This window comes from Cellulomonas soli (assembly GCF_052036975.1).
Lineage (GTDB): Bacteria > Actinomycetota > Actinomycetes > Actinomycetales > Cellulomonadaceae > Cellulomonas > Cellulomonas soli_A.
On the sequence record NZ_JBQIAR010000009.1, the window covers coordinates 63,723 to 83,810 of the forward strand.

Below are 20,088 nucleotides of genomic sequence, written 5' to 3' on the forward strand. Positions count from 1 at the left end.
TCACCTCGCCCCCAGGTCGCACCGCGACACCGGCGCACGGCACGTGCGAGCATCACCGCATGACGTGGCACGAGGTCCTGCGCACCCAGCTCGCCGACGCGTTGGCCCAGGCCGGGCCGGACGCACCCACGCTGTGCGAGGGGTGGCGCACCCGCCACCTGGCCGCACACGTGATCCTGCGCGAGAACAACCCGCTGGTCGGCGCAGGGCTGGTGGTGCCGGCCCTCGCCGCGCACACCGAGAGGGCCACCGAGGACCTGGCCGCCACGGGTATGTCCGAGGGCGGGTACCGCGACCTGGTCTCACGGGTGGCCACGCCCCCGGCGCCGTGGCACCCGCTGGCGTGGGCCGGTGAGGCCGCCAACGTCGTCGAGTTCTTCGTGCACACGGAGGACGTGCGCCGCGGGGCGCACCCGGTCCCGCCGCGCGAGCTGGACCCCGGGCTGGTCGAGGCGCTGTGGGCGCAGCTGCCGCGGTTCGCCGCCCTGCGGGCCCGACGGGTCGGCGTCGGCCTCGTGGTCGTGCGCCCGGACGGGGTGCGCCGCCGCCTGCGCAGCGCGTCCGACGGTCACGGCTCGGTGGTTGTCCGGGGGCAGGTCGGCGAGGTGCTGCTGTGGCTGTCCGGGCGCGGCGCCGCGGCCCAGGTGCACCTCGAGGGCGCCCCGCAGGACCTGGACGCCCTCACCGACGCCCTGCCCGTGCGCTGACGGACGAGCCTTCAGCGCACGGTGATGCCGGCGGCGCGCAACGCCGCCTTGACCTCGCCGATGCTCAGCGTGCCGAAGTGGAAGACGCTCGCCGCGAGCACGGCGTCCGCGCCCGCCTGCGCCGCCTCGACGAAGTGCTGCACGGTGCCCGCGCCGCCGCTCGCGATCAGGGGCACGCGCACCTCACGGCGCACGTCGCGCAGCATCGACAGGTCGAACCCGGACGTCGTGCCGTCGGCATCCATCGAGTTCAGCAGGATCTCGCCCGCCCCGAGCTCGGCCGCCTGCACGGCCCAGGCCACGGCGTCGATACCCGTGCCCCGTCGACCGCCGTGCGTGGTGACCTCGTAGCCGGAGTCGGTGCGCACGTCACCGGTGGTGCGGCGGGCGTCCACGGACAGCACCAGCACCTGGCTGCCGAACCGCTCGGCGATCTGCGCGATCAGCTCGGGCCGGGCGATCGCCGCGGTGTTCACCCCGACCTTGTCGGCACCGGCACGCAGCAGCCGGTCGACGTCCTCGGGCGAGCGCACGCCTCCGCCGACGGTCAGCGGCACGAACACCTGCTCGGCGGTGCGGCGCACCACGTCGTAGGTGGTCTCACGGTTGCCGGACGAGGCCGACACGTCCAGGAACGTCAGCTCGTCGGCGCCCTCGGCGTCGTAGCGCCGTGCGAGTTCCACAGGGTCACCCGCATCACGCAGGTTCTCGAAGTTGACGCCCTTGACGACGCGACCGGCGTCGACGTCCAGGCACGGGATGACCCGCAGCGCCAGGCTCATGAGTCAGCCCCGTCCGGGGCGCCGGTGGCCAGGATGTCGATGACGAACACGACGGTCTTGCCCGCCAGCTCCTCGCTCTCGGTGACACCCAGCGGGTACGAGGGCGGGATCACGAGCATGACCTGGCTGCCCACCGGCTGCTCGACCAGGCCGTCGGACCACGCGGGCACGTCCTGCAACGAGAACGAGACGGGCAGCGTGCGCGACCACGTGGAGTCGAAGAGCTCGCCGGTGTCCCAGGCGAAGCCCGAGTACTGCACGGTGATGGTGTCCTGCTCGCCGACCTGCTGACCGGTGCCCCGGATCAGCGCCTGCGTGACCAGGTCGGTGGGGGCCGCCGTACCGGTGGCCGTGATGGTCGGCGCCCCGGTGTCGTCGAGGCTCACCACCGGCAGGTCGGCGCGCGGCGGGACGGCCTCGCCTGCCGCACGGGTCGGCAGCACGTCGAGCACCGTGACCGTGGGGTAGCTCCCGGGGGTCGTCTCGTTGGCCGGGCTGACCTGCAGGACCCGCGCGCCGACCTTCTGGCCCTTCAGCGCCCGGTACAGGTCGGTGCCCAGAGCCTCCTCGGTGAGCATCCGGGGGGTGGGGTTCGAGGAGTAGCTCTCCTTGACCAGCTCGGCGTTCTCGCCGTTCTCCAACCAGAAGTCGATGAGCACCGGCCCGCCCTCGACCAGGTCGGGTCCGCTGCCGGGCCACACCTGGTCGGTGAAGGTGTCCCCCACGACGACCGGCGTCACGTACGTGATGGTGGGCGCCACGCCCGGCTCGCCGGAGACCACGACGTCCGGGTCCGGTGTCGCCGCCGGTGAGCAGCCGACCGCGGCCAGGACGGCGGCCAGGGCGGTCACGAGGGCAGCGCCCCGCAGTCGTCGCACGTCGATCCTTCCTCCGGGCCGCGCGGCCCGCTGTCCTGCGATGTCCGAGGGCAGGTCACGCGGCTGCGTCGGCCTGCCCGAGCGCCCACTGTACGGGTCGCGGGCACCACGTCCCGGTGCGCCGCCCGCGCTCACCAGGTCGCCACAGACCGCTCACATCGACTCGATGAGCCTGTCCACCCGCTCGTCGACGTTGCGGAACGGGTCCTTGCACAGCACGGTGCGCTGCGCCTGGTCGTTGAGCTTGAGGTGCACCCAGTCGACCGTGTAGTCACGACGCGCCTCCTGCGCGGCACGCACGAAGTCGCCCCGCAGCTTGGCCCGGGTGGTCTGCGGCGGTACGGCCGTCGCCTCGAACACCTCCAGGTCGGTCGTGACACGCTCGACGAGCCCCTTGGCGGCCAGCAGGTTGTACAGACCCTCTGTCCGTGAGATGTCGTGGTACGCCAGGTCAAGGCGCTGCACGCGCACGTCGGAGAGCTCCAGCCCGTGCTTGGCGCGGTACCGCTCGATCAAGCGGTACTTGATCACCCAGTCGAGCTCGCGGTCGACCAACGACAGGTCGCCGGTGCGCAGCGCGCGCAGCCCGCGCTCCCACAGGTCCAGCACCTGCTTCACCTCGGGCGTGGGGCCGTGCTCCTGGGTGACGAAGTCGCTGACCCGCGTGAGGTACTCCTCCTGCAGGTCGATCGCCGTGATGGTCCGACCCGAGGCCAGCGTCACCGGGTGCTGGCCGGTCATGTCGTGGCTGATCTCGCGGATCGCGCGGATCGGGTTCTCCAGGGTGGTGTCCCGCATCGGCACACCGGCCTCGATCATGCGCAGGACCAGGTCGGTCGCGCCGACCTTGAGCATCGTGGTCGTCTCGGACATCGAGGAGTCGCCGACGATGACGTGCAGCCGACGGAAGTGCTCGGCGTCCGCGTGCGGCTCGTCGCGCGTGTTGATGATCGGCCGCGAGCGCGTCGTCGCACTGGAGACGGCCTCCCAGATGTGGTCGGCGCGCTGCGACAGGCAGTACGTCGCCCCCCGCGGGGTCACCAGGACCTTGCCCGCACCGGTGAGGACCTGGCGGGTGATGAGGAACGGCACCAGGACGTCGGACAGACGCGTGAAGTCGCCCTGCCGACGCACCAGGTAGTTCTCGTGGCAGCCGTAGGAGTTGCCCGCCGAGTCGGTGTTGTTCTTGAACAGGTGGATCCTGCCGGGCAGCCCCTCGTGCTCCAGGCGCTGCTGGGCGTCCTCCACCAGGCCCTCGAGGATCCGTTCGCCGGCCCGGTCGTGCGTGACCAGCTGGCGCACGTCGTCGCACTCGGCGGTCGCGTACTCCGGGTGGGAGCCCACGTCGAGGTAGAGCCGGGACCCGTTGCGCAGGAACACGTTCGAGGACCTGCCCCACGCCACGACCTTGCGGAACAGGTAGCGCGCGACCTCGTCGGCCGACAGGCCACGCCCGTCGGTCGCGGCGCACGTCACGCCGTACTCGGTCTCCAGCCCGAAGATCCGCCTGTCCATGCCCCGCTCCTCTCGTCGACCGTCGCGCGAACCGGTGTGCTCAGGGTGCCGGGTCGGGCGTCGGTGCGCCGTCGCCGGCCACCGAGGCGCCCAGCAGGTCCTCCAGCAGCGCACCGGTCAGCCGACGGAACGCCCTGCGCGGCCTGGTGCGGTCGAGGACCGCGACCTCCAGCTGCGCGGCCGGGATGACGCGGGCCTGCGCGTGCTCGTCGGCCGGGGACCCCAGGACCCGCACCGCCAGCCCCAGCACCTGCGGGAGGGTCATGCCAGCCCGCCACCCGGACTCGAGCAGCGCACCGAGCCGGTCGGCCTGGCCGCCCATGACCACGTACCCGTGCTCGTCGGTGACCGAGCCGTCGTAGGACAGCCGGTAGATCTGGTCGGCGCCGCTGTCGCGACCGACCTCGGCCACGACGAGCTCGACCTCCAGCGGCTTGGACTCGGTGGTGAACACCGTGCCGAGCGTCTGGGCGTAGGCGTTGGCCAGGCCGCGGGCGTTGACGTCGTCGCGGTCGTAGGAGTAACCGCGCAGGTCGGCGTACCGCACGCCGGCCACGCGCAGGTTCTCGAACTCGTTGTACTTGCCGACCGCGGCGAAACCGATGCGGTCGTAGATCTCGGAGATCTTGTGCAGCGCGCGCGAGGGGTTCTCGGTGGCGAACGCGATGCCGTCGTCGTACTGCAGCACCACCACCGAGCGGCCGCGGGCGATGCCCTTACGGGCGTAGTCGGCCCGGTCCTTCATGAGCTGCTCGGGCGAGACGTAGAACGGCATGCTCATCGCCGCGCACCCCCGTCCGTGCCGTGCGCTGCGCGCCGTTCCTGCTCGACGGCAGCGGCCACGTCTGCCAGCTCCTCGTCGGGGACCCGCAGGTAGCCGGACGCGGTCACGGTGGCCACGACCGGCCAGATCCGCCGGACGGAGTCGGGGCCGCCGGTCGCCGAGTCGTCGTCGGAGGCGTCCACGAGCGCCTCGACGGCCACCCGGACCGCTTCAGCCGCGTCCAGCCCGGGGCGCCACCGCTTCTTCAGCGACCCACGCGCGAACACCGATCCGGAACCGACGCTGTGGTGCTCGTGCTCCTCGTAGCGGCCGCCGGTGACGTCGTAGGAGAAGATCCTGCCGAGCTGCCGGTCCAGGTCGTACCCGCCGAACAGCGGCACCACGGCCAGCCCCTGCATGGCCAGGCCGAGGTTGCCGCGGATCATCGTGGCCAGCCGGTTCGCCTTGCCGTCCAGGGACAGCAGCGCGCCCTCGATCTTCTCGTAGTGCTCCAGCTCGAGCTGGAACAGGCGCACCAGCTCCAGGGCCAGACCTGCCGTGCCGGCGATGCCGACGGCCGAGAACTCGTCCGCTGGGAAGACCTTCTCGATCTGGCGGCTGGCGATCATCGACCCCATGGTGGCGCGGCGGTCGCCGGCCATCACCACGCCGCCGTCGAAGGTCAGCGCGACGATGGTCGTGCCGTGCGGGGCGTGCACGTCACCGCCCGGAACGGGCCGGTTGCCGGGCAGCAGGTGCGGGGCGTACCCGCCGAGGAACTCCACGAAGGACGACGAGCCGGGCGTGGTGAACGCGCGCGGCAGCCGACCGGTGGACGTGTCGTTCGATGCCATCGGCGCTCACTGACCGCCCTTCTGGACGAACCCGCGCACGAACTGCTCCGCGTTGGACTCCAGCACGTCGTCGATCTCGTCCAGGAGCGCGTCGACCTCGGCGTCGCGGGCCTGGGCGGACGGCGCGGGCGGTGCGGGCGTCGGGGGGCCGTCGACCGGCTCGTCGTCCTCACGGTGCGACCGCGCGTGTTCCTGACCAGCCATCATGACCTCCCGGGGCAGCATGCGAGGACCTGCTTGCCCCAACCCTAGGCCCTGCGCCCGCCACGCCCTCGGGCGTCCACGTCGCGGCGCACCGCTCGCCCGGGCTCAGGCCCCCAGGGCGGCCAGCAGCGAGGCCGCGTCCTTGCTGCCGTCCAGCAGCGCGCCCACGTGGGCGCGGGTGCCGCGCAGAGGGTCGCGCATCGGCACACGCTGCAACGTCGCCGCACCGGCCACGTCGAAGACGACCGAGTCCCAGCTGGCCGCGGAGATCTCCGCCCCGAACCGGGCGACGGCCTCGCCGCGGAAGTACGCCCGGGTGTCCTGCGGCGGGTGCCCGACGGCCTCCTCGACCTGCTCGGGTGCGACCAGCAGCTCGACGGCCCCCGCGGCCACCAGCCGGTGGTAGAGGCCTCGCTCGGGGCGCACGTCGGACCACTGCAGGTCGACGGCCGCCAGCCGCGGGTGGTCCCAGGCCAGCCGGTCACGCCGGCGCATGCCCTCCAGCAGCCGCAGCTTGGCCAGCCACTCGACCTCCCGTGCGCACGAGGCCGGGTCGGTTCCCAGCCTCGCCAGGAGGGAGTCCCAGCGGTCCAGCACGTCGCGGGTCTGCTCGTCGAGCGTCCCACCGACGTGCTCCAGCGCCGAGCGCACCGCCTCGAGGTAGGCGCGCTGGATCTCCAGGGCGCTCAGGCGTCGCCCGTCGGCCAGGTCCAGCCGTGCGGTCAGCGTCAGGTCGTGGCTGACGGTGTGCACGCACGACACGGGGTCACGCAGCGCGAGCCGGTCCACCTCGCGCAGCGCACCGCCCGCGCCGCCCTCGGCGACCGCCCGCTCGATGAGCCACAGCACGAGCGAGGTGGTGCCCAGACGCAGGTAGGTGGCGACCTCCAGCAAGGTGGCGTCCCCGATGATCACGTGCAGCCGCCGCCAGCGCTCGGGATCGGCGTGCGGCTCGTCCCGGGTGTTGACGATCGGGCGGCGCAGCGTGGTCTCCAGGCCGATCTCGGCCTCCATGTAGTCGGCCCGCTGCGAGAGCTGGAACCCGGCGCGTTCACCGCGCTGCCCCAGCCCCACACGCCCCGCACCCGTGAAGACCTGGCGGGTGACCAGGAACGGGATCAGGCGGGCGGCCAGGTCACCGAAGGGCACCGAGCGTTCGACCAGGTAGTTCTCGTGCGTGCCGTACGTGGCACCCTTGCCGTCGACGTTGTTCTTGTAGAGCGAGACGTCCGGGAGCGCCGGGTTCTGCGCCAGCGCGCGCACCGAGGCCAGCATCACCAGCTCGCCGGCCCGGTCCCAGCGCACGGCGTCCAGCGGGTTGGTGACCTCCGGCGAGGAGTACTCGGGGTGCGCGTGGTCGACGTACAGCCGCGCACCGTTGGTCAGGATCACGTTGGCGGCACCCGGGTCCTCGTACTCCTGGATGCTCGAGCGCGGCAGCTCCTGCAGGCTGTCACCCGAGGGCGCCGCCACCGTGGGGTCGTCCGTCAGCAACGAGGGGTGCGCCGAGGCCCGCTCGATCCGGAACCCGCGGGCGTCGTGCAGCGGGTCCTCGTCGTCGTAGTCCCAGCGGGCCCGCGTCCGGGCGCCCTCGCGCGCGGCGGCGTGCACCGCGACCACGTGGCTCGACAGCAGCATCGGGTTGGCCAGCGGGCGCCCCGGCTGCAGGATCCCGTACTCGGTCTCGATGCCCATCACACGACGCACGCTCACCCGGCACACCCTACGGGCCGTGCATTGACCGCCACGTGCGGGCTGTCCCGCGGGGCGGCCTGGCGCGATCGGGCCACGCCGCCCCGCGCCGTCACAGGTACTGGCCGGTGCTCCGCACGGTCTCGATGGTGCGCGAGGCCTCGACACCCTTCTTGCCCTGGACGATCGTGCGGATGAACACGATGCGCTCCCCCTTCTTGCCGGAGATGCGCGCCCAGTCGTCGGGGTTGGTCGTGTTGGGCAGGTCCTCGTTCTCCTTGAACTCGTCCACGCAGGCCGTCATGAGGTGCTCCACGCGGATACCGCGCTGCCCCGTGGCCAGCAGGTCCTTGATCGCCTGCTTCTTGGCGCGGTCGACGACGTTCTGGATCATGGCACCGGAGTTGAAGTCCTTGAAGTACAGGACCTCCTTGTCGCCGCTGGCGTACGTCACCTCGAGGAAGCGGTTCTCCTCGCTCTCGGTGTACATGCGCTCGACGACGCGCGTGATCATCGCGTCCACCGCGTCCGTGGCCGACCCGGCGTGCTCGGCCAGGTCGTCGGGGTGGATCGGCAGGTTGGTGGTCAGGTACTTGGCGAAGATCTCGCGGGCACCCTCGGCGTCGGGGCGCTCGATCTTGATCTTCACGTCGAGCCGGCCGGGGCGCAGGATCGCCGGGTCGATCATGTCCTCGCGGTTGGAGGCACCGATGACGATGACGTTCTCGAGCCGCTCGACCCCGTCGATCTCCGCCAGCAGCTGCGGGACGATCGTGGTCTCCACGTCGGAGGACACGCCGGTGCCCCGCGTGCGGAACAGCGACTCCATCTCGTCGAAGAACACCACGACCGGGTGCCCCTGCGAGGCCTTCTCGCGCGCCCGGGCGAAGATCAGCCGGATGTGCCGCTCGGTCTCCCCCACGTACTTGTTGAGCAGCTCGGGGCCCTTGACGTTGAGGAAGAAGCTGCGCGCATCGGCGGCGTCCTCTCCGCGCGCCGCCGCCGCGGTGGCGGCCAGGGAGTGCGCGACGGCCTTGGCGATGAGCGTCTTGCCGCACCCGGGAGGGCCGTACAGCAGCACACCCTTGGGCGGCTTGAGGCCGTGCTCGCGGAACAGCTCGGGGTGCAGGAACGGCAGCTCGACCGCGTCGCGGATCTGCTCGATCTGCGGGCCCAGGCCGCCGATGTCGGTGTAGTCGATGTCCGGGACCTCTTCGAGCACCAGCTCCTCGACCTCGGCCCGGGGCACGATCTCGAACACGAACCCGCTGCGGGAGTCCACCGTCAACGCATCACCGATGCGCACGCCGGCGTCGGAGACCTGCCCGGCGAACCGCACGACGCGTTCCTCGTCGCCACGGCCCACGACCAGCGCCCGCCCGTCGCCCAGCAGCTCCTTGACGGTGACCAGCTCGCCGACCCGCTCGTACCCGCCGGCCTCGACGACCGTGAGCGCCTCGTTGAGCATGACCTCCTGGCCCGGGCGCAGGCCGTGCAGGTCCAGCGCCGGGCTGGCACCCACGTGCATCTTCCGGCCGGCGGAGATGATGTCGACGGTGCCGTCCGGGCGCGCACCGAGGAACACCGCGTACGTGCCCGGCGGCTTGGCCAGGTCGTCGACCTGGCGCTTGAGCTCGACGATCTGGTCGCGGGCGGCCACCAGTGCCTCGGTCAGCCGTTCGTTCTTGGCAGCCAGCACCATGAGCTCCCGGTGCAGGTCCCGCCCAGCAGGTTCGGTCATCGCGTAGGCCTCCGTTCCGCGTCGAGCATCTGTCCACGGGGTGCACGGCGCTGTGCGGTGGTCGTACCCGCCGGCTGCGCGTGCGGTCCGACGACCCTAACCACCGATGCCCATCCTGCGACCTCGACGCGGCCGCTGCACGGGCGACGTCTCGCCCACCGGACGGGCCACGGTGTGTGGGGCACCAGGCACCGGAACGGCTCAGACCTGCGGCCGAGGCTGCCCGACGTCGCGCCGCGCCCGCCGCAGCTTCTTGTCGGAGACCATCCGCTCCCCCATGGCCTCCGGGGTCCACAGCTCGGCGTCCGCCTCGCCGACGGCACCGGGGGCGCCCTCCTCGGTGATCGGGTACGCGCCCTTGGCGGGACGACGACGGCGCTGGGGCGCCTCGACCCCGTCGGCCAGCCGGCGGGTGGTCAGCAGGAACCCGGTGTGCCCGATCATGCGGTGCTGCGGGCGCACCGCCAGACCTTCCAGGTGCCAGCCGCGGACCATCGACTCCCAGGCCTCCGGCTCGGTGTACCGGCCGTCGCTGCGGATGTCCTCGGCGAGCCGCGACAGCTGGGTGGTCGTCGCCACGTACGCCAGCAGCACCCCACCGGGTGCGAGCGCGTCGGCCACGGCCTCGAGGTTCTCCCACGGCGCGAGCATGTCCAGCACCACGCGGTCGACCGACCCGGGCTCGGCCACCGTGGGCAGCACGTCGGACAGGTCCCCGAGCGAGAGCTGCCAGGCCGGGTGCGGGCCGCCGAAGAACCCCTCGACGTTGCCCCGGGCGATCGCCGCGAAGTCCTCGCGCCGCTCGATCGAGTGCAACGAGCCTGCGTCGCCCACGGCCCGCAGCAGCGAGAGAGTCAGCGCACCCGAGCCGACACCCGCCTCGACGACGCGGGCGCCCGGGTAGATGTCACCCATCGTGACGATCTGGCCGGCGTCCTTGGGGTACACGACCGCCGCACCGCGCGGCATCGAGAGCACGTGGTCGGCCAGCAGCGGGCGCAGGGCCAGGTACTCGATGCCCGAGGTGTTGCGCACCACGACGCCCTCGGGCCCCCCGATGAGGTCGTCGTGCCGCAGGAACCCACGGTGCGTGTGGAACTCCCCGCCGGGCTGCAGGGTCACGGTGTGCAGCCGCCCGCGCGGGTCCGTCAGCTGGACGCGGTCCCCCTCACGGAAGGGTCCGCGCCGCTGCGCTGCGCCGGTCGGGGTCGTGGGCTGCTCGTGGGTCACGGGCCACGAGTCTAGGAGCGGATCGCGCTGACCACGTCCGTGACGCGGACGAGCGCGTGCACCCGACCCCCGACCAGCGCCACGACCACCGGCGAGAAGCCGCCCGCGCGCGCCAGGTCGTCCAGCAGCGCGCGGCCCGTGCGCTCGCCGTCGACCACGGCCCCGACCGGCAGCGGGACCGTCACTGCCAGCACCGGTGTCGTGCCGGCGTCCTGCGGCGGCACGGCCGCGAGCGCGGTGAGGTCGACGTAGGCGGCGGGTCGACCGTCCGGGGAGACGACCACGATCTCGTGCGCGCCGGCGGCCGCCGCGGCCGCACGGGCCTCGGCGACGGTCCCGGCGTGGGCGACCGCGACGGCGGGCGTCCCGACAGCGGCGACCGTCAGGGCCTCGACGGCCCGCTGGGAGCGTCCTGCGGCGACGGCGGCCGAGGCCCCGGACCACAGGAAGGCACCGATGACGGCGGCCCACACCACGCCCCACAAGCCCTGTGCGCCTCCTTGCGGGAGCGGACCGTCCATGGTCCAGGCGACCAGGCCGACGGCCACGACCACGGCCGACACGCGACCCGCCCAGCCGGCGGCGATCGTGCCGCGGTGGCGGTCCTTGGTCACCGCCCACACGGCGGCCTCGAGCACCCGTCCGCCGTCGAGCGGCAGTCCGGGGATCAGGTTGAAGACGGCGACGAAGCCGTTGGTGGAGGCCGCGGCGACCAGCACGAAGGCGCTGAGCGAGGAGCTCGGCGCGATCTGCGCGGCACCCCAGGCCAGCGCACCCAGGACGAGGTTGGCGGCGGGTCCGGCTGCGGCGACCTGGGCGGTGCTCAGGGGTGTGGGCGCCACGTCGTCGAACGAGGTGTGCCCGCCCCAGACCGTGAGCACGAACTCGCGGGGCCGCTGCCCTCGCGTGCGGCCGACCAGCCCGTGGGCCAGCTCGTGCACGAGCACGGAGGTGAAAAGCAGGACGACGAAGACGAGCGCCACCAGGTAGGTGGCGCCGCCCAGCTGGGGGAAGCGTGAGCGGACGGTGGGCGCGAACATCACCGTGAGCACCACGGCGGCCACCAGCCAGCTGGGTGCGAGCACGACGGGGGCACCGACGACGCGGCCGATGACCCAGCCGGAGGACCGGGCGGGTCTGCGGGTGGGCTGCCGGGGCGACGGGGGCACGACCTCAGCGTAGGCGGCGGTCCCGGGAGCACCCTGCCGGCTTCCCTGGCGTCGCACCGCTGTCGCGTCGGGCGCGGCGGGGGTCGGCTGTGGGTGCGGCGACCTAGGCTCCTGGGGTGAGCACCGAGCTGGACGACACCGTGGACGCGACCCTGGACGGCCCGCCGGGCGAGACGCTCGAGGAGCCGTCGGGCACCGAGGTGCGGCGCTCGGTCCCCGGGCTGTCGCCCTCCCGCGCGAACGACTTCCTGCAGTGCCCGCTGATGTTCAGGTTCCGGGTGGTCGACCGCCTGCCGGAGCCCCCCAGCTCGGCGGCGGCCCGTGGCACGCTCGTGCACGCCGTGCTGGAGGACCTGTTCGACCTGCCTGCTGCCGACCGCACCCTCGAGGCGGCCACGTCGGCCCTGCCGGAGCGGTGGGCGCGGCTGCTGGAGGAGCAGCCGCGCTACGCCGAGCTGTTCGCGGCGGACGACGAGCAGGCGGAGTGGCTGGGCACGGCCGCGGCGCTGCTGGCCACGTACTTCACGCTCGAGGACCCCACACGTCTCGAACCGCACGAGCGCGAGGTCGCGGTCCGGCTCGACCTCGAGGACGGTCCGCAGCTGCGCGGCATCGTCGACCGGCTCGACGTGGCGCCCAACGGCTGGGTGCGGGTGGTCGACTACAAGACGGGTCGCTCGCCCCGTGCCGGGTACGAGAGCTCGGCGCTGTTCCAGATGCGCTTCTACGCCTACGTGCTGTGGCGCACGCGTGGGGTGCTGCCCCGGTTGCTGCAGCTGGAGTACCTGGGCGACGGCGTGGTGCTGCGGCACGAGCCGACCGAGCCGGAGATGCTCACGTTCGAGGCGCGCGTGCGGTCGATCTGGGCGGGCATCGAAGACGCGGCCCGCGCCGACGACTGGCGTCCGCGCACGTCCAAGCTGTGCGACTGGTGCTCGTTCAAGGCCCTGTGCCCGGCGTTCGGCGGCACACCGCCGCAGGTGCCCGAGGGCGCCGTCGAGCGCGCGATCGGCGTGTCACCGGCCGCCTGAGCGCCTACCCGGCGCGGCGCGGGGCGAGCACGTGCCCGGCCGCGACGTGCGCCAGGTCCGCCAGGCCGACGTCCGTCAGCGAGGACACGCGGCTCAGGCCGGGCCGCGGCTCGACCGGGACCAGCACCTCGACGGCCACGACGCCTGCGCCCGAAGCCATCGCGGAGCCGATGCCCGAGGGTGAGTCCTCGACCGCCACGCAGCGGTGCACGTCCACGCCCAGGCGGGCCGCAGCCGTCAGGTACGGCTCGGGGTCGGGCTTCGCCCGGGTCACGTCGTCCCCGGAGACGACCACGTCGAACAGGCCGACGGCGTCTGCGAAGGGTTCGGCCAGCACCCGGAACGAGGAGGTCACCAGCGCCTGCGGCACCCCGGCGGCGTGCAGCGCGACCAGGAGCTCGCGGGCGCCCGGCTGCCACGGGATGCGGGCGGCGACCCCTCGACGGACCCGGGTGTTGAGGAACTCGATGATCTGCTCGTCGGTCAGGTCGACGCCGCGCGCGCGCAGGATCGCCGCGCTGACCGCCATCGGGTTGCCGACGAGGGTCAGCCCGTCCTCCTCGGTCCACACCCCACCGTGCGCCTCGACGAGTTCGATCTCCGCCGCGATCCACAAGGGTTCGGTGTTGATCAGGGTGCCGTCCATGTCCCACAGGACTGCCGCGGGCAGGGCGCCCGTCGCGACGGCGACGGCACCGGCGAGGTCGCGGGGGGCCGCCGGGCCGTGGGGGGCGGAGAGGTGGTCGCCGGCTCCGGTGGTCACGCGGTGCTCCCGTCAGGTCCGTGCACCCGGGCGGGCACCGGTCGAGGCTACCGGCCGTCGGGAACCCGGCCACCTCCGGGACGAACAGGCGGCAAGGGCGTGCGTGCGGGCCGCTACCCTCGGCGCTGTGACGACTCCACCCCGCCCCACCTGCTCGATCACCGTGCCGCTCCGGCTGTCGCAGGGCGGGCACCGATGAGCGGCGGCGAGCTCCACGGGTACCTGCTGGTCCACTTCGTCGAGGACGCGCACTCCCACACCGAGAAGATCTACTTCTCGCTCTCGGAGGGTGACGACCCGTTGCGCTGGCGCCGGCTGAACGGCGGCGAGGCCGTGCTGGAGTGGACGGGCGGCACGGGCGGGGTGCGCGACCCGCACATCGTGCGCGGCCCCGACGGGTTCCACGTCGTGGCGACCGACTTGCGGGTGTGGCGGCCCGAGGGTGCCGACTGGTGGGAGTTCAGCCACCGTGGCAGCCGGGACCTGGTGGTGTGGGACTCCCCCGACCTGCTGACGTGGTCGCCGCCGCGGGCCGTGACCGTCGCCCCGGTGGATGCCGGCATGGCGTGGGCGCCCGAGTCGGTGTACGACCCGATCTCCGGGGACTACCTGGTGCACTGGGCGTCGTCGCTGTCCGGCACGGACGACCCCGAGCGCAGCGGTGAGGGCCCCAGCCGGATCCTGGTGTCGCGCACGCGCGACTTCCGCACGTTCACCGAACCCACCACGTACCTGGAACGCCCCGGCGGGGTCATCGACCTGACGGTGCTGGTCACGACCGACGGTGTGCACCGGTTCGCCAAGCAGGACGACGACGCGCCCGACTCGTGGCACGTCTTCCACCAGAAGGGCGCCCGGTTCGACGACCCGCAGTTCCGCACCCTGGCGCGTCACATCGGTCAGGAGATCGCCCCGCGGGTCGAGGCGCCGTTGGTCTTCAAGGCCAACGACGCCGCCCGCTGGTACCTGTGGGTCGACCAGTACGCCCATCAGCCGCAGGGCTACCAGGCGTTGACGACCACCGACCTCGACTCGGGCTCGTGGACGCGTGTGCCGCCCGAGGACTTCCACCTGCCGCCGAACACCAAGCACGGCGCGGTCCTGCCGTTGCTGCGCCGCGAGCACGAGGCGCTCGACGCTCGCTGGTAGGCCTGGTGACCCGCCGCGCGCCGGGAGGATGCGGCGCACGACGGGCACCGGCACAGTGGTGCCCGTCGAGGGGAGCCGCTCGTGCCGCAGGACGACGACGCACAGGTCCCTGAGCCTGCTGCCACCGGTACGGCGCCTGCCGGCAGCGGCACGGCACCTCCTGCTACCGGTACGGCGCCTGCCGTCGCGCCCGACCTCGTCACCGTCATCCGGTCGCGGCGGTACCTGGGGGCACTCGCGTTCGCCGCAGCCATCGGGGCACCGATCTCGGCGCTGGCCTACGGGTTCCTCGCTCTGGTCGCCGCCCTCCAGGGGTACGTGTTCGACGACCTGCCGACCGCTCTCTTCACCGACGGCACGCCTGCGTGGTGGCCCGTGCCCTGGCTGGTGCTCTGCGGGTTGCTGACCGGGGCGACGGTGCGGTTCCTGCCGGGCAACGGCGGGCACTCCCCTGCGCTGGGTCTGCGGATGGGCGCAGGTCCGCCCGCCGATCGCGACCTCCTCGGGGTGGCCCTGGCGGCGTTGACCTCGCTCGCGCTGGGCGCCGTGCTCGGACCTGAGGCGCCGCTCATCGCGATCGGCGGTGGGCTCGCCGCGCTCACGGTCCGGCTGGTGCGACGCGACTCACCCCCGGCGGCCCTGACGATGATGGCCGCCGCGGGCAGCTTCGCGGCGATCAGCACGCTCCTCGGTTCACCGGTGCTGGGCGCGTTCCTCATCATGGAGGCCTCCGGGATCGCCGGCGCCACGCTGACGCTGGTCGCCCTGCCCGGGCTGGTGGCCTCCGGTGTCGGTGCGCTCGTCTTCGTCGGGCTGAACAGCTGGACCGGCTTCGGGACCTTCTCGCTAGCGCTCACCTCGGTGCCGCCCGCCGGGCCGCCGACACTGGCCACCCTGCTGTGGGCCCCGGTGGTGGGGGTCGTCGGTGCCCTCCTCGGCTGGGGGATCCGGTGGATCGGCCTGTCGCTGCGGCCCGTCGTGCACCGCAGCCGCATCCTGGTGACCACCGTCCTGGGTCTGCTCATCGGTCTGACCGCCGCGGGGTACCAGGTGGCCACGGGGCGTGACTTCACCCAGGTGCTGTTCTCGGGCCAGGACGCACTGCCCGCCCTGGTCGCCCAGGCGAGCACCTACCCCGTGGGCGTCCTGGTCGTGCTGTCGGTGTGCAAGGTCCTGGCCTACGGCCTCTCGCTCGCGGCGTTCCGCGGCGGACCGGTCTTCCCGGCGATGTTCGTCGGCGCCGTGCTCGGCATCGCCCTGAGCGGGCTGCCGGGGATGGAGCTGGCGCCCGCGCTGGGGACCGGGATCGGCGCCCTGTGCGCGGCCATGCTGCGCCTGCCGCTGACCGCGACTCTGCTCGCGACCGTCCTCATGGGGCCCGACGGGGTCCTGGTGACACCGCAGGTGGTCGTCGCGGTGGCGGTGGCGTTCGTCGTGACCCAGGTGCTGCCGGCACCCGGCCCGAGCGGCTCCACGGCCCCATCACCCGCGAGGCCGTGACGCGGCGGCACTCCCGGACCGCACATCGGTCAGCCAGGCTGGTCCCGGTCGGCCCGCTCCGCATCGTCGCGACGGCCGATCTCGCCCACCCTGCGGGCCACGCCGCGCCGCGCCGCGGTCAGCAGCAACCTGATCACGGCCCCCAGCACGACCAGGTCCAGCAGCATCTGGACCGTCACCAGCGTCCGCATGCCCGCAGAACGGGCCACGAGGTCACCGAACCCCACCGTCGCGAAGGTGGTCACCGTGAAGTACAGCGCAGCGGTGGCATCGAGCGGCTCGTTGAAGGCGGACGGGTCGCTGAGCGAGGTCTCCAGGTAGATCCGGGCGAAGATCAGCAGGAACAGCGCGATCACCACGGCCAACGCCTCCACCGCCCGCAGCACCGGGTGCTTGGCGCGGACCACCGCCGGGACCTGGATGCCCACGACGACCGCGAACACGCCCAGCTCCACGACCAGCCACGGCACGTCGTCGCGACGCGCTGCACCGTTCGTCGGGATCAGGAAGTACGCAGCCAGCAGCAACGACACCGACACCGCGACCCGCAGCATCATCAGCGCGCCCAGGCGCCACGCCTCCCGCCGGGGCAGCGGCAGCGGCAGCGCGGGCAGCGAGGGCTCCGACGGCAGCGTCATGACTCCGCAGCCTTCCGCCTCTCCCGGTGCTGCGCCACAGGGCACGAGGCTCCGGCGGCCGGTGCCCCGGTGCCCGCCGCGTCGGTCGCGGCCGACGCGCCCGCGGCCCGCCACCCCTCACCGACCCGGGCGGCGACCTAGGCTGGGTGGATGACCACGGACCCCGCGAGCGAGACGCCCGCCGCCGAGACCGTGCTCCTGGCCTCGTTCGAGGGCTGGAACGACGCCGGGGGCGCGGCGACGGCGGCGCTGGAGCACCTGCACGAGGTGTGGGGCGCCGAGCAGGTCGACGAGCTCGACCCCGAGGAGTACCACGACTTCCAGGTCAACCGGCCGGTGGTGGGCCCGGGTGCCGACGGCCGCAGGGAGATCACCTGGCCGACGACCGTCGTGGCCGTCGCCACGACCCCGCGGACGGGGCGGCGCGTGGTGATCGTGCACGGCATCGAGCCGTCGATGCGCTGGCGCCGCTACTGCGGTGAGCTGCTCGACATCGCGGCCGGGTTGGGGGTCCGCACGGTGATCACCATCGGCGCGCTGCTGGCCGACGTCCCGCACACGCGCCCGATCCCCGTCAACGCCACCAGTGACGACGAGGACGTGCGTACCGAGCTCGGTCTGGAGCCCAACAGCTACGAGGGGCCCACCGGCATCGTCGGCGTCCTGCAGCACGAGGCGATGACCCGCGGTCTGCGGTCCTTGTCGTTGTGGGCAGCCGTTCCGCACTACGTGGCCCACCCGCCCTCGCCGAAGGCGAGCCTGGCGATCCTGCACCGGCTCGAGGAGCACCTCGGCGAACCGGTGCCCCTGGGCGAGCTGCCCGACGACGCCCTGGCGTGGCAGCACGGTGTGGACGAGCTGGCCGCCGAAGACACCGAGATCGGCGAGTACGTCCGCCAGCTGGAGGAGGCCAAGGACACCGCCGACCTGCCCGAGGCGAGCGGTGAAGCCATCGCGCAGGAGTTCGAGCGGTACCTGCGCCGGCGGGATCGCGGCACCGGCGGCTGAGCAGGCCCTCTCCGGCGGGAGAGGCACCCGCCACCACCCGACGGCCGGGCGGCTACCGCAGGTGCGTCCGGTTCACAGGCGCACACCCAGCAGCGCGTCGACCGTGCGTGCCACGACGCCGGGGGCACCTTCAGCCCACGTCGGGTCGCCACCCTCGGCGGCACCGGCGAGCGTGCGCACGGCCCAGTCGTCGACGACACCGACCGCCCGAGGCGTGTCCAGGTCGTCCGCGAGAGCCTCGCGGACCGCGGCGAGCACGGGGGCCGCGTCGGCCCCGCCGTTCCCGGACAGCGCCGCACGCCACGTCGCCAGGCGCTGCTCAGCCTGCTCCTGCCCCTGCGACGTCCACTCCCAGTCGTCGCGGTAGCGGTGGGCGAGGATCGCCAGCCGGATCGCCATCGGGTCCACACCCTGCGCGCGCAACGCGGACACGAGCACCAGGTTGCCCAGCGACTTGCTCATCTTGGCGCCCTGATAGGCGACCATCCCTGTGTGCACGTGGGTCGCCGCGCCGTGACCGGAGTCCAGCAGCCGGGCGTGCGACGTGCTCATCTCGTGGTGCGGGAACACCAGGTCCGAGCCACCGCCCTGCACGTCGAAGGGCAGGCCCAGGCCGTCGCGGGCGATGACCGCGCACTCGATGTGCCAGCCGGGGCGCCCGCGTCCGAGCGAGGCACCGTCCCAGGCAGGCTCGCCCACGCGTTCGCGGCGCCACAGCAGCGGGTCGAGCGGGGACCGCTTGCCGACACGGTCGGGGTCACCGCCCCGCTCACGGGCCAGGGCGACCATGGCGGAGGCATCCAGCCCGGCCACCGCGCCGAAGTCGGGGTCGGCGCTCAGGTCGGCGTAGACGTCCCCGAGGCCGTCGTCGACCGCCTCGGGCGTCGGCACACGGTAGGCCGCACCGGTGGCCACCAGGTGCTCCACGGCGGCCACGACCGTCGGCACCGACTCGACGGCACCCACGTACACGTCCGGGGGGATGACTCCCAGGGCCGCCATGTCCTGCGCGTACAGCGCGGTCTGCTCCAGCGCGAGCTCGCGCCAGTCGACACCCGTCGCGGCGGCCCGCTCGAGCAGCGGGTCGTCCACGTCGGTCACGTTCGAGGCGTACCGCACCCGCTGGCCGGCGTCCTTCCAGGCACGCACCAGGACGTCGAAGTGCACGTAGGTGGCGGCGTGACCCATGTGCGTGGCGTCGTAGGGCGTGATCCCGCACACGTACAGCCCGGCGACCTCGCCCGGGGCGGCCACGACGAGCCGACCGGAAGAGGTGTCACGCACCCGGACGGGGCCGCCACGGCCGGGGAGCTGAGGAATCTGCGGGGCCGGCCAGGTGAGCACGGCGGAAGCCTAACCGCTCGTCGTCCCACGCCCGGGGGCCGTCCGGGTCGACAATGCGCGGGTGGAACGTGTGACGACGCTCGGGCACGACGGCTGGTCCCCCGTGCCGACCGAGCGCGACGGCGGCGACCGGGACGAACCCGCGCACGGCCGTGCGATTGGGCATCGCACGGCACCACGCGCACGGTGGATCGCGCTCGACGACAGCGAGGACCTGCTCGCGGCGGCGCGACGCCACGGCCTGGACGACGCGACGATCACGTTCCTGGAGCACCACGGCCCGGGGTCACGGTGGACCGGTGGTCGTCACACCACCCGGGCGAGGGTGGAACGGGCCCCCGGCGGTGCGCTGCTGCTGGTCGTCCCGACGCTCGCGTACGTCGACGTCGGTCACGACGTGCTGACCGGGTCGTTGGCCTGCCTGGTGACCGACCACGTGGTGCTGACCGCGGAGTCCGGTCCCGGCCGGGTCACCGATCTGGCGTTCGAGCGGCTCACGCACGGACCGCCCGTGCCCGACGACGGGCCCCGCCAGGTCCTCGCCGCCGTCGTGCTCGCCCTGGTCGCGCGTGCCACCGACGTCGAGGTGGCCCTGGGAGAGGCGGTCGCCGAGGCCGAACGGACGCTGTTCGGCCCCGAGCACCCCGCCGACCCGCTGCAGCTCATCTACGGCCTCAAGCGGGAGATCGCCGAGGCGCGCCGCGCACTCGGACCGGTCACGTCGGTGGTCCCTGAGCTGGTGGCCGAGGCGGAGGATGCCCGCAGCCGACGCACGGTGCACCCGTGGTTGCCGCGCGTGCAGGCCGCCGTCGACCGCGTGGACCACCACCTGGACACCCACGACTCGCTGCTGGCCGACCTGCTCGAGGTGCACCTGGCTCAGGTCTCGGTGCGCCAGAACGAGGACATGCGCAAGATCTCCGCCTGGGCGGCGATGATCGCCGTACCGACGCTCGTGGCGGGTGTGTACGGCATGAACTTCCGGCACATGCCCGAGCTGACCTGGCCGGTCGGCTACCCGTTGGCGGTCGGTGGCATGGCCGTCGCGTGCCTGGTCCTGTACGGCCTGTTCAAGCGCTCCGGCTGGCTCTGAGCCCCGTGCGTTCCCACGCCCGCGGCG

At 73.2% G+C, this 20,088-nt stretch carries 19 protein-coding genes; 6 read left to right on the top strand and 13 right to left on the bottom strand.

All coding sequences use genetic code 11. The features are described 5' to 3' along the window. Positions 1 to 59: 59 nt before the first annotated feature. Positions 60 to 707 carry a TIGR03085 family metal-binding protein gene (locus ACTHAM_RS11075; protein ID WP_440687346.1) on the top strand — a complete coding sequence of 216 codons (648 nt, stop codon included), beginning with the start codon at positions 60 to 62 and terminating at the stop codon, positions 705 to 707. Positions 708 to 718: 11 nt separating this feature from the next. Here the strand turns inward: ACTHAM_RS11075 and hisF are convergent, their stop codons facing one another. From hisF to ACTHAM_RS11125, 10 genes are all read right to left on the bottom strand, one after another. Continuing rightward, the gene (gene hisF / locus ACTHAM_RS11080; RefSeq protein WP_440687349.1) at positions 719 to 1,489 is read right to left on the bottom strand and encodes an imidazole glycerol phosphate synthase subunit HisF; all 771 of its coding nucleotides are present in this window, start codon (positions 1,487 to 1,489) and stop codon (positions 719 to 721) included. Next, positions 1,486 to 2,367: an FKBP-type peptidyl-prolyl cis-trans isomerase gene (locus ACTHAM_RS11085; RefSeq protein ID WP_440687351.1), complete on the bottom strand. Its 882-nt coding sequence runs from the start codon at positions 2,365 to 2,367 to the stop codon at positions 1,486 to 1,488. The genes hisF and ACTHAM_RS11085 overlap by 4 nt, the downstream gene beginning before the upstream one ends. 153 nt (positions 2,368 to 2,520) lie before the next feature. Then, positions 2,521 to 3,882, bottom strand: coding sequence for a Pup--protein ligase (pafA, locus tag ACTHAM_RS11090; RefSeq protein WP_440687353.1), 1,362 nt, complete (start codon positions 3,880 to 3,882; stop codon positions 2,521 to 2,523). A gap of 40 nt (positions 3,883 to 3,922) precedes the next feature. Further along, positions 3,923 to 4,663 (bottom strand): proteasome subunit alpha, encoded by a 741-nt coding sequence (prcA, locus tag ACTHAM_RS11095; RefSeq protein ID WP_440687355.1) that lies wholly within the window; start codon positions 4,661 to 4,663, stop codon positions 3,923 to 3,925. Further along, positions 4,660 to 5,499, bottom strand: a complete 840-nt coding sequence (prcB, locus tag ACTHAM_RS11100; RefSeq protein WP_440687357.1) for a proteasome subunit beta — start codon at positions 5,497 to 5,499, stop codon at positions 4,660 to 4,662. The genes prcA and prcB overlap by 4 nt, the downstream gene beginning before the upstream one ends. A 6-nt stretch (positions 5,500 to 5,505) precedes the next feature. After that, positions 5,506 to 5,703 carry a ubiquitin-like protein Pup gene (locus tag ACTHAM_RS11105; protein ID WP_440687359.1) on the bottom strand — a complete coding sequence of 66 codons (198 nt, stop codon included), beginning with the start codon at positions 5,701 to 5,703 and terminating at the stop codon, positions 5,506 to 5,508. A gap of 105 nt (positions 5,704 to 5,808) precedes the next feature. Continuing rightward, a complete protein-coding gene (dop, locus tag ACTHAM_RS11110; protein ID WP_440687361.1) occupies positions 5,809 to 7,416 on the bottom strand; it encodes a depupylase/deamidase Dop in 1,608 nt (535 codons plus the stop codon). Between the two features lie 91 nt (positions 7,417 to 7,507). Continuing rightward, positions 7,508 to 9,136 carry a proteasome ATPase gene (gene arc / locus ACTHAM_RS11115; protein WP_440687363.1) on the bottom strand — a complete coding sequence of 543 codons (1,629 nt, stop codon included), beginning with the start codon at positions 9,134 to 9,136 and terminating at the stop codon, positions 7,508 to 7,510. 201 nt (positions 9,137 to 9,337) lie between these two features. Continuing rightward, entirely contained in the window at positions 9,338 to 10,366 is a 1,029-nt protein-coding gene (locus ACTHAM_RS11120; protein WP_440687365.1) for a tRNA (adenine-N1)-methyltransferase, read from the bottom strand. Positions 10,367 to 10,377: 11 nt separating this feature from the next. Beyond that, a complete protein-coding gene (locus tag ACTHAM_RS11125; protein WP_440687367.1) occupies positions 10,378 to 11,535 on the bottom strand; it encodes a site-2 protease family protein in 1,158 nt (385 codons plus the stop codon). 116 nt (positions 11,536 to 11,651) lie between these two features. Between ACTHAM_RS11125 and ACTHAM_RS11130 the strand changes: the two genes are divergently transcribed. After that, positions 11,652 to 12,566, top strand: coding sequence for a RecB family exonuclease (locus ACTHAM_RS11130; protein ID WP_440687370.1), 915 nt, complete (start codon positions 11,652 to 11,654; stop codon positions 12,564 to 12,566). A 4-nt stretch (positions 12,567 to 12,570) separates the two neighbouring features. On the opposite strand, the gene ACTHAM_RS11135 is transcribed toward ACTHAM_RS11130, so the two are convergent. Continuing rightward, positions 12,571 to 13,236: an HAD family hydrolase gene (locus ACTHAM_RS11135; protein WP_440687532.1), complete on the bottom strand. Its 666-nt coding sequence runs from the start codon at positions 13,234 to 13,236 to the stop codon at positions 12,571 to 12,573. A gap of 288 nt (positions 13,237 to 13,524) precedes the next feature. Between ACTHAM_RS11135 and ACTHAM_RS11140 the strand changes: the two genes are divergently transcribed. Both ACTHAM_RS11140 and ACTHAM_RS11145 read left to right on the top strand, forming a co-directional pair. Continuing rightward, positions 13,525 to 14,478, top strand: coding sequence for a glycoside hydrolase family 43 protein (locus ACTHAM_RS11140; RefSeq protein WP_440687372.1), 954 nt, complete (start codon positions 13,525 to 13,527; stop codon positions 14,476 to 14,478). A gap of 81 nt (positions 14,479 to 14,559) precedes the next feature. Then, on the top strand, positions 14,560 to 15,978 hold the full coding sequence (locus tag ACTHAM_RS11145; RefSeq protein WP_440687374.1) for a chloride channel protein: 1,419 nt from the start codon (positions 14,560 to 14,562) through the stop codon (positions 15,976 to 15,978). A 29-nt stretch (positions 15,979 to 16,007) separates the two neighbouring features. Here the strand turns inward: ACTHAM_RS11145 and ACTHAM_RS11150 are convergent, their stop codons facing one another. Next, a complete protein-coding gene (locus ACTHAM_RS11150) occupies positions 16,008 to 16,616 on the bottom strand; it encodes a potassium channel family protein (protein ID WP_440687376.1) in 609 nt (202 codons plus the stop codon). Between the two features lie 150 nt (positions 16,617 to 16,766). On the opposite strand from ACTHAM_RS11150, the gene ACTHAM_RS11155 reads away from it, so the two are divergent. Continuing rightward, positions 16,767 to 17,624, top strand: a complete 858-nt coding sequence (locus ACTHAM_RS11155) for a PAC2 family protein (RefSeq protein WP_440687378.1) — start codon at positions 16,767 to 16,769, stop codon at positions 17,622 to 17,624. A gap of 72 nt (positions 17,625 to 17,696) precedes the next feature. On the opposite strand, the gene mshC is transcribed toward ACTHAM_RS11155, so the two are convergent. Continuing rightward, positions 17,697 to 18,968 carry a cysteine--1-D-myo-inosityl 2-amino-2-deoxy-alpha-D-glucopyranoside ligase gene (gene mshC / locus ACTHAM_RS11160; RefSeq protein ID WP_440687380.1) on the bottom strand — a complete coding sequence of 424 codons (1,272 nt, stop codon included), beginning with the start codon at positions 18,966 to 18,968 and terminating at the stop codon, positions 17,697 to 17,699. A 61-nt stretch (positions 18,969 to 19,029) separates the two neighbouring features. Between mshC and ACTHAM_RS11165 the strand changes: the two genes are divergently transcribed. Further along, positions 19,030 to 20,061, top strand: a complete 1,032-nt coding sequence (locus tag ACTHAM_RS11165) for a magnesium and cobalt transport protein CorA (protein ID WP_440687382.1) — start codon at positions 19,030 to 19,032, stop codon at positions 20,059 to 20,061. Positions 20,062 to 20,088 lie beyond the last annotated feature (27 nt).

What these genes read in the sequence shown, in the direction of transcription:
- prcB (WP_440687357.1), bottom strand. Translation starts at nt 5,499, where the DNA reads ATGGCATCGAACGACACGTCCACCGGTCGGCTGCCGCGCGCGTTCACC.
- pafA (WP_440687353.1), bottom strand. Translation starts at nt 3,882, where the DNA reads ATGGACAGGCGGATCTTCGGGCTGGAGACCGAGTACGGCGTGACGTGC.
- ACTHAM_RS11075 (WP_440687346.1), top strand. Translation starts at nt 60, where the DNA reads ATGACGTGGCACGAGGTCCTGCGCACCCAGCTCGCCGACGCGTTGGCC.
- ACTHAM_RS11140 (WP_440687372.1), top strand. Translation starts at nt 13,525, where the DNA reads ATGAGCGGCGGCGAGCTCCACGGGTACCTGCTGGTCCACTTCGTCGAG.
- arc (WP_440687363.1), bottom strand. Translation starts at nt 9,136, where the DNA reads ATGACCGAACCTGCTGGGCGGGACCTGCACCGGGAGCTCATGGTGCTG.
- ACTHAM_RS11150 (WP_440687376.1), bottom strand. Translation starts at nt 16,616, where the DNA reads ATGACGCTGCCGTCGGAGCCCTCGCTGCCCGCGCTGCCGCTGCCGCTG.
- ACTHAM_RS11105 (WP_440687359.1), bottom strand. Translation starts at nt 5,703, where the DNA reads ATGGCTGGTCAGGAACACGCGCGGTCGCACCGTGAGGACGACGAGCCG.
- ACTHAM_RS11155 (WP_440687378.1), top strand. Translation starts at nt 16,767, where the DNA reads ATGACCACGGACCCCGCGAGCGAGACGCCCGCCGCCGAGACCGTGCTC.
- hisF (WP_440687349.1), bottom strand. Translation starts at nt 1,489, where the DNA reads ATGAGCCTGGCGCTGCGGGTCATCCCGTGCCTGGACGTCGACGCCGGT.
- prcA (WP_440687355.1), bottom strand. Translation starts at nt 4,663, where the DNA reads ATGAGCATGCCGTTCTACGTCTCGCCCGAGCAGCTCATGAAGGACCGG.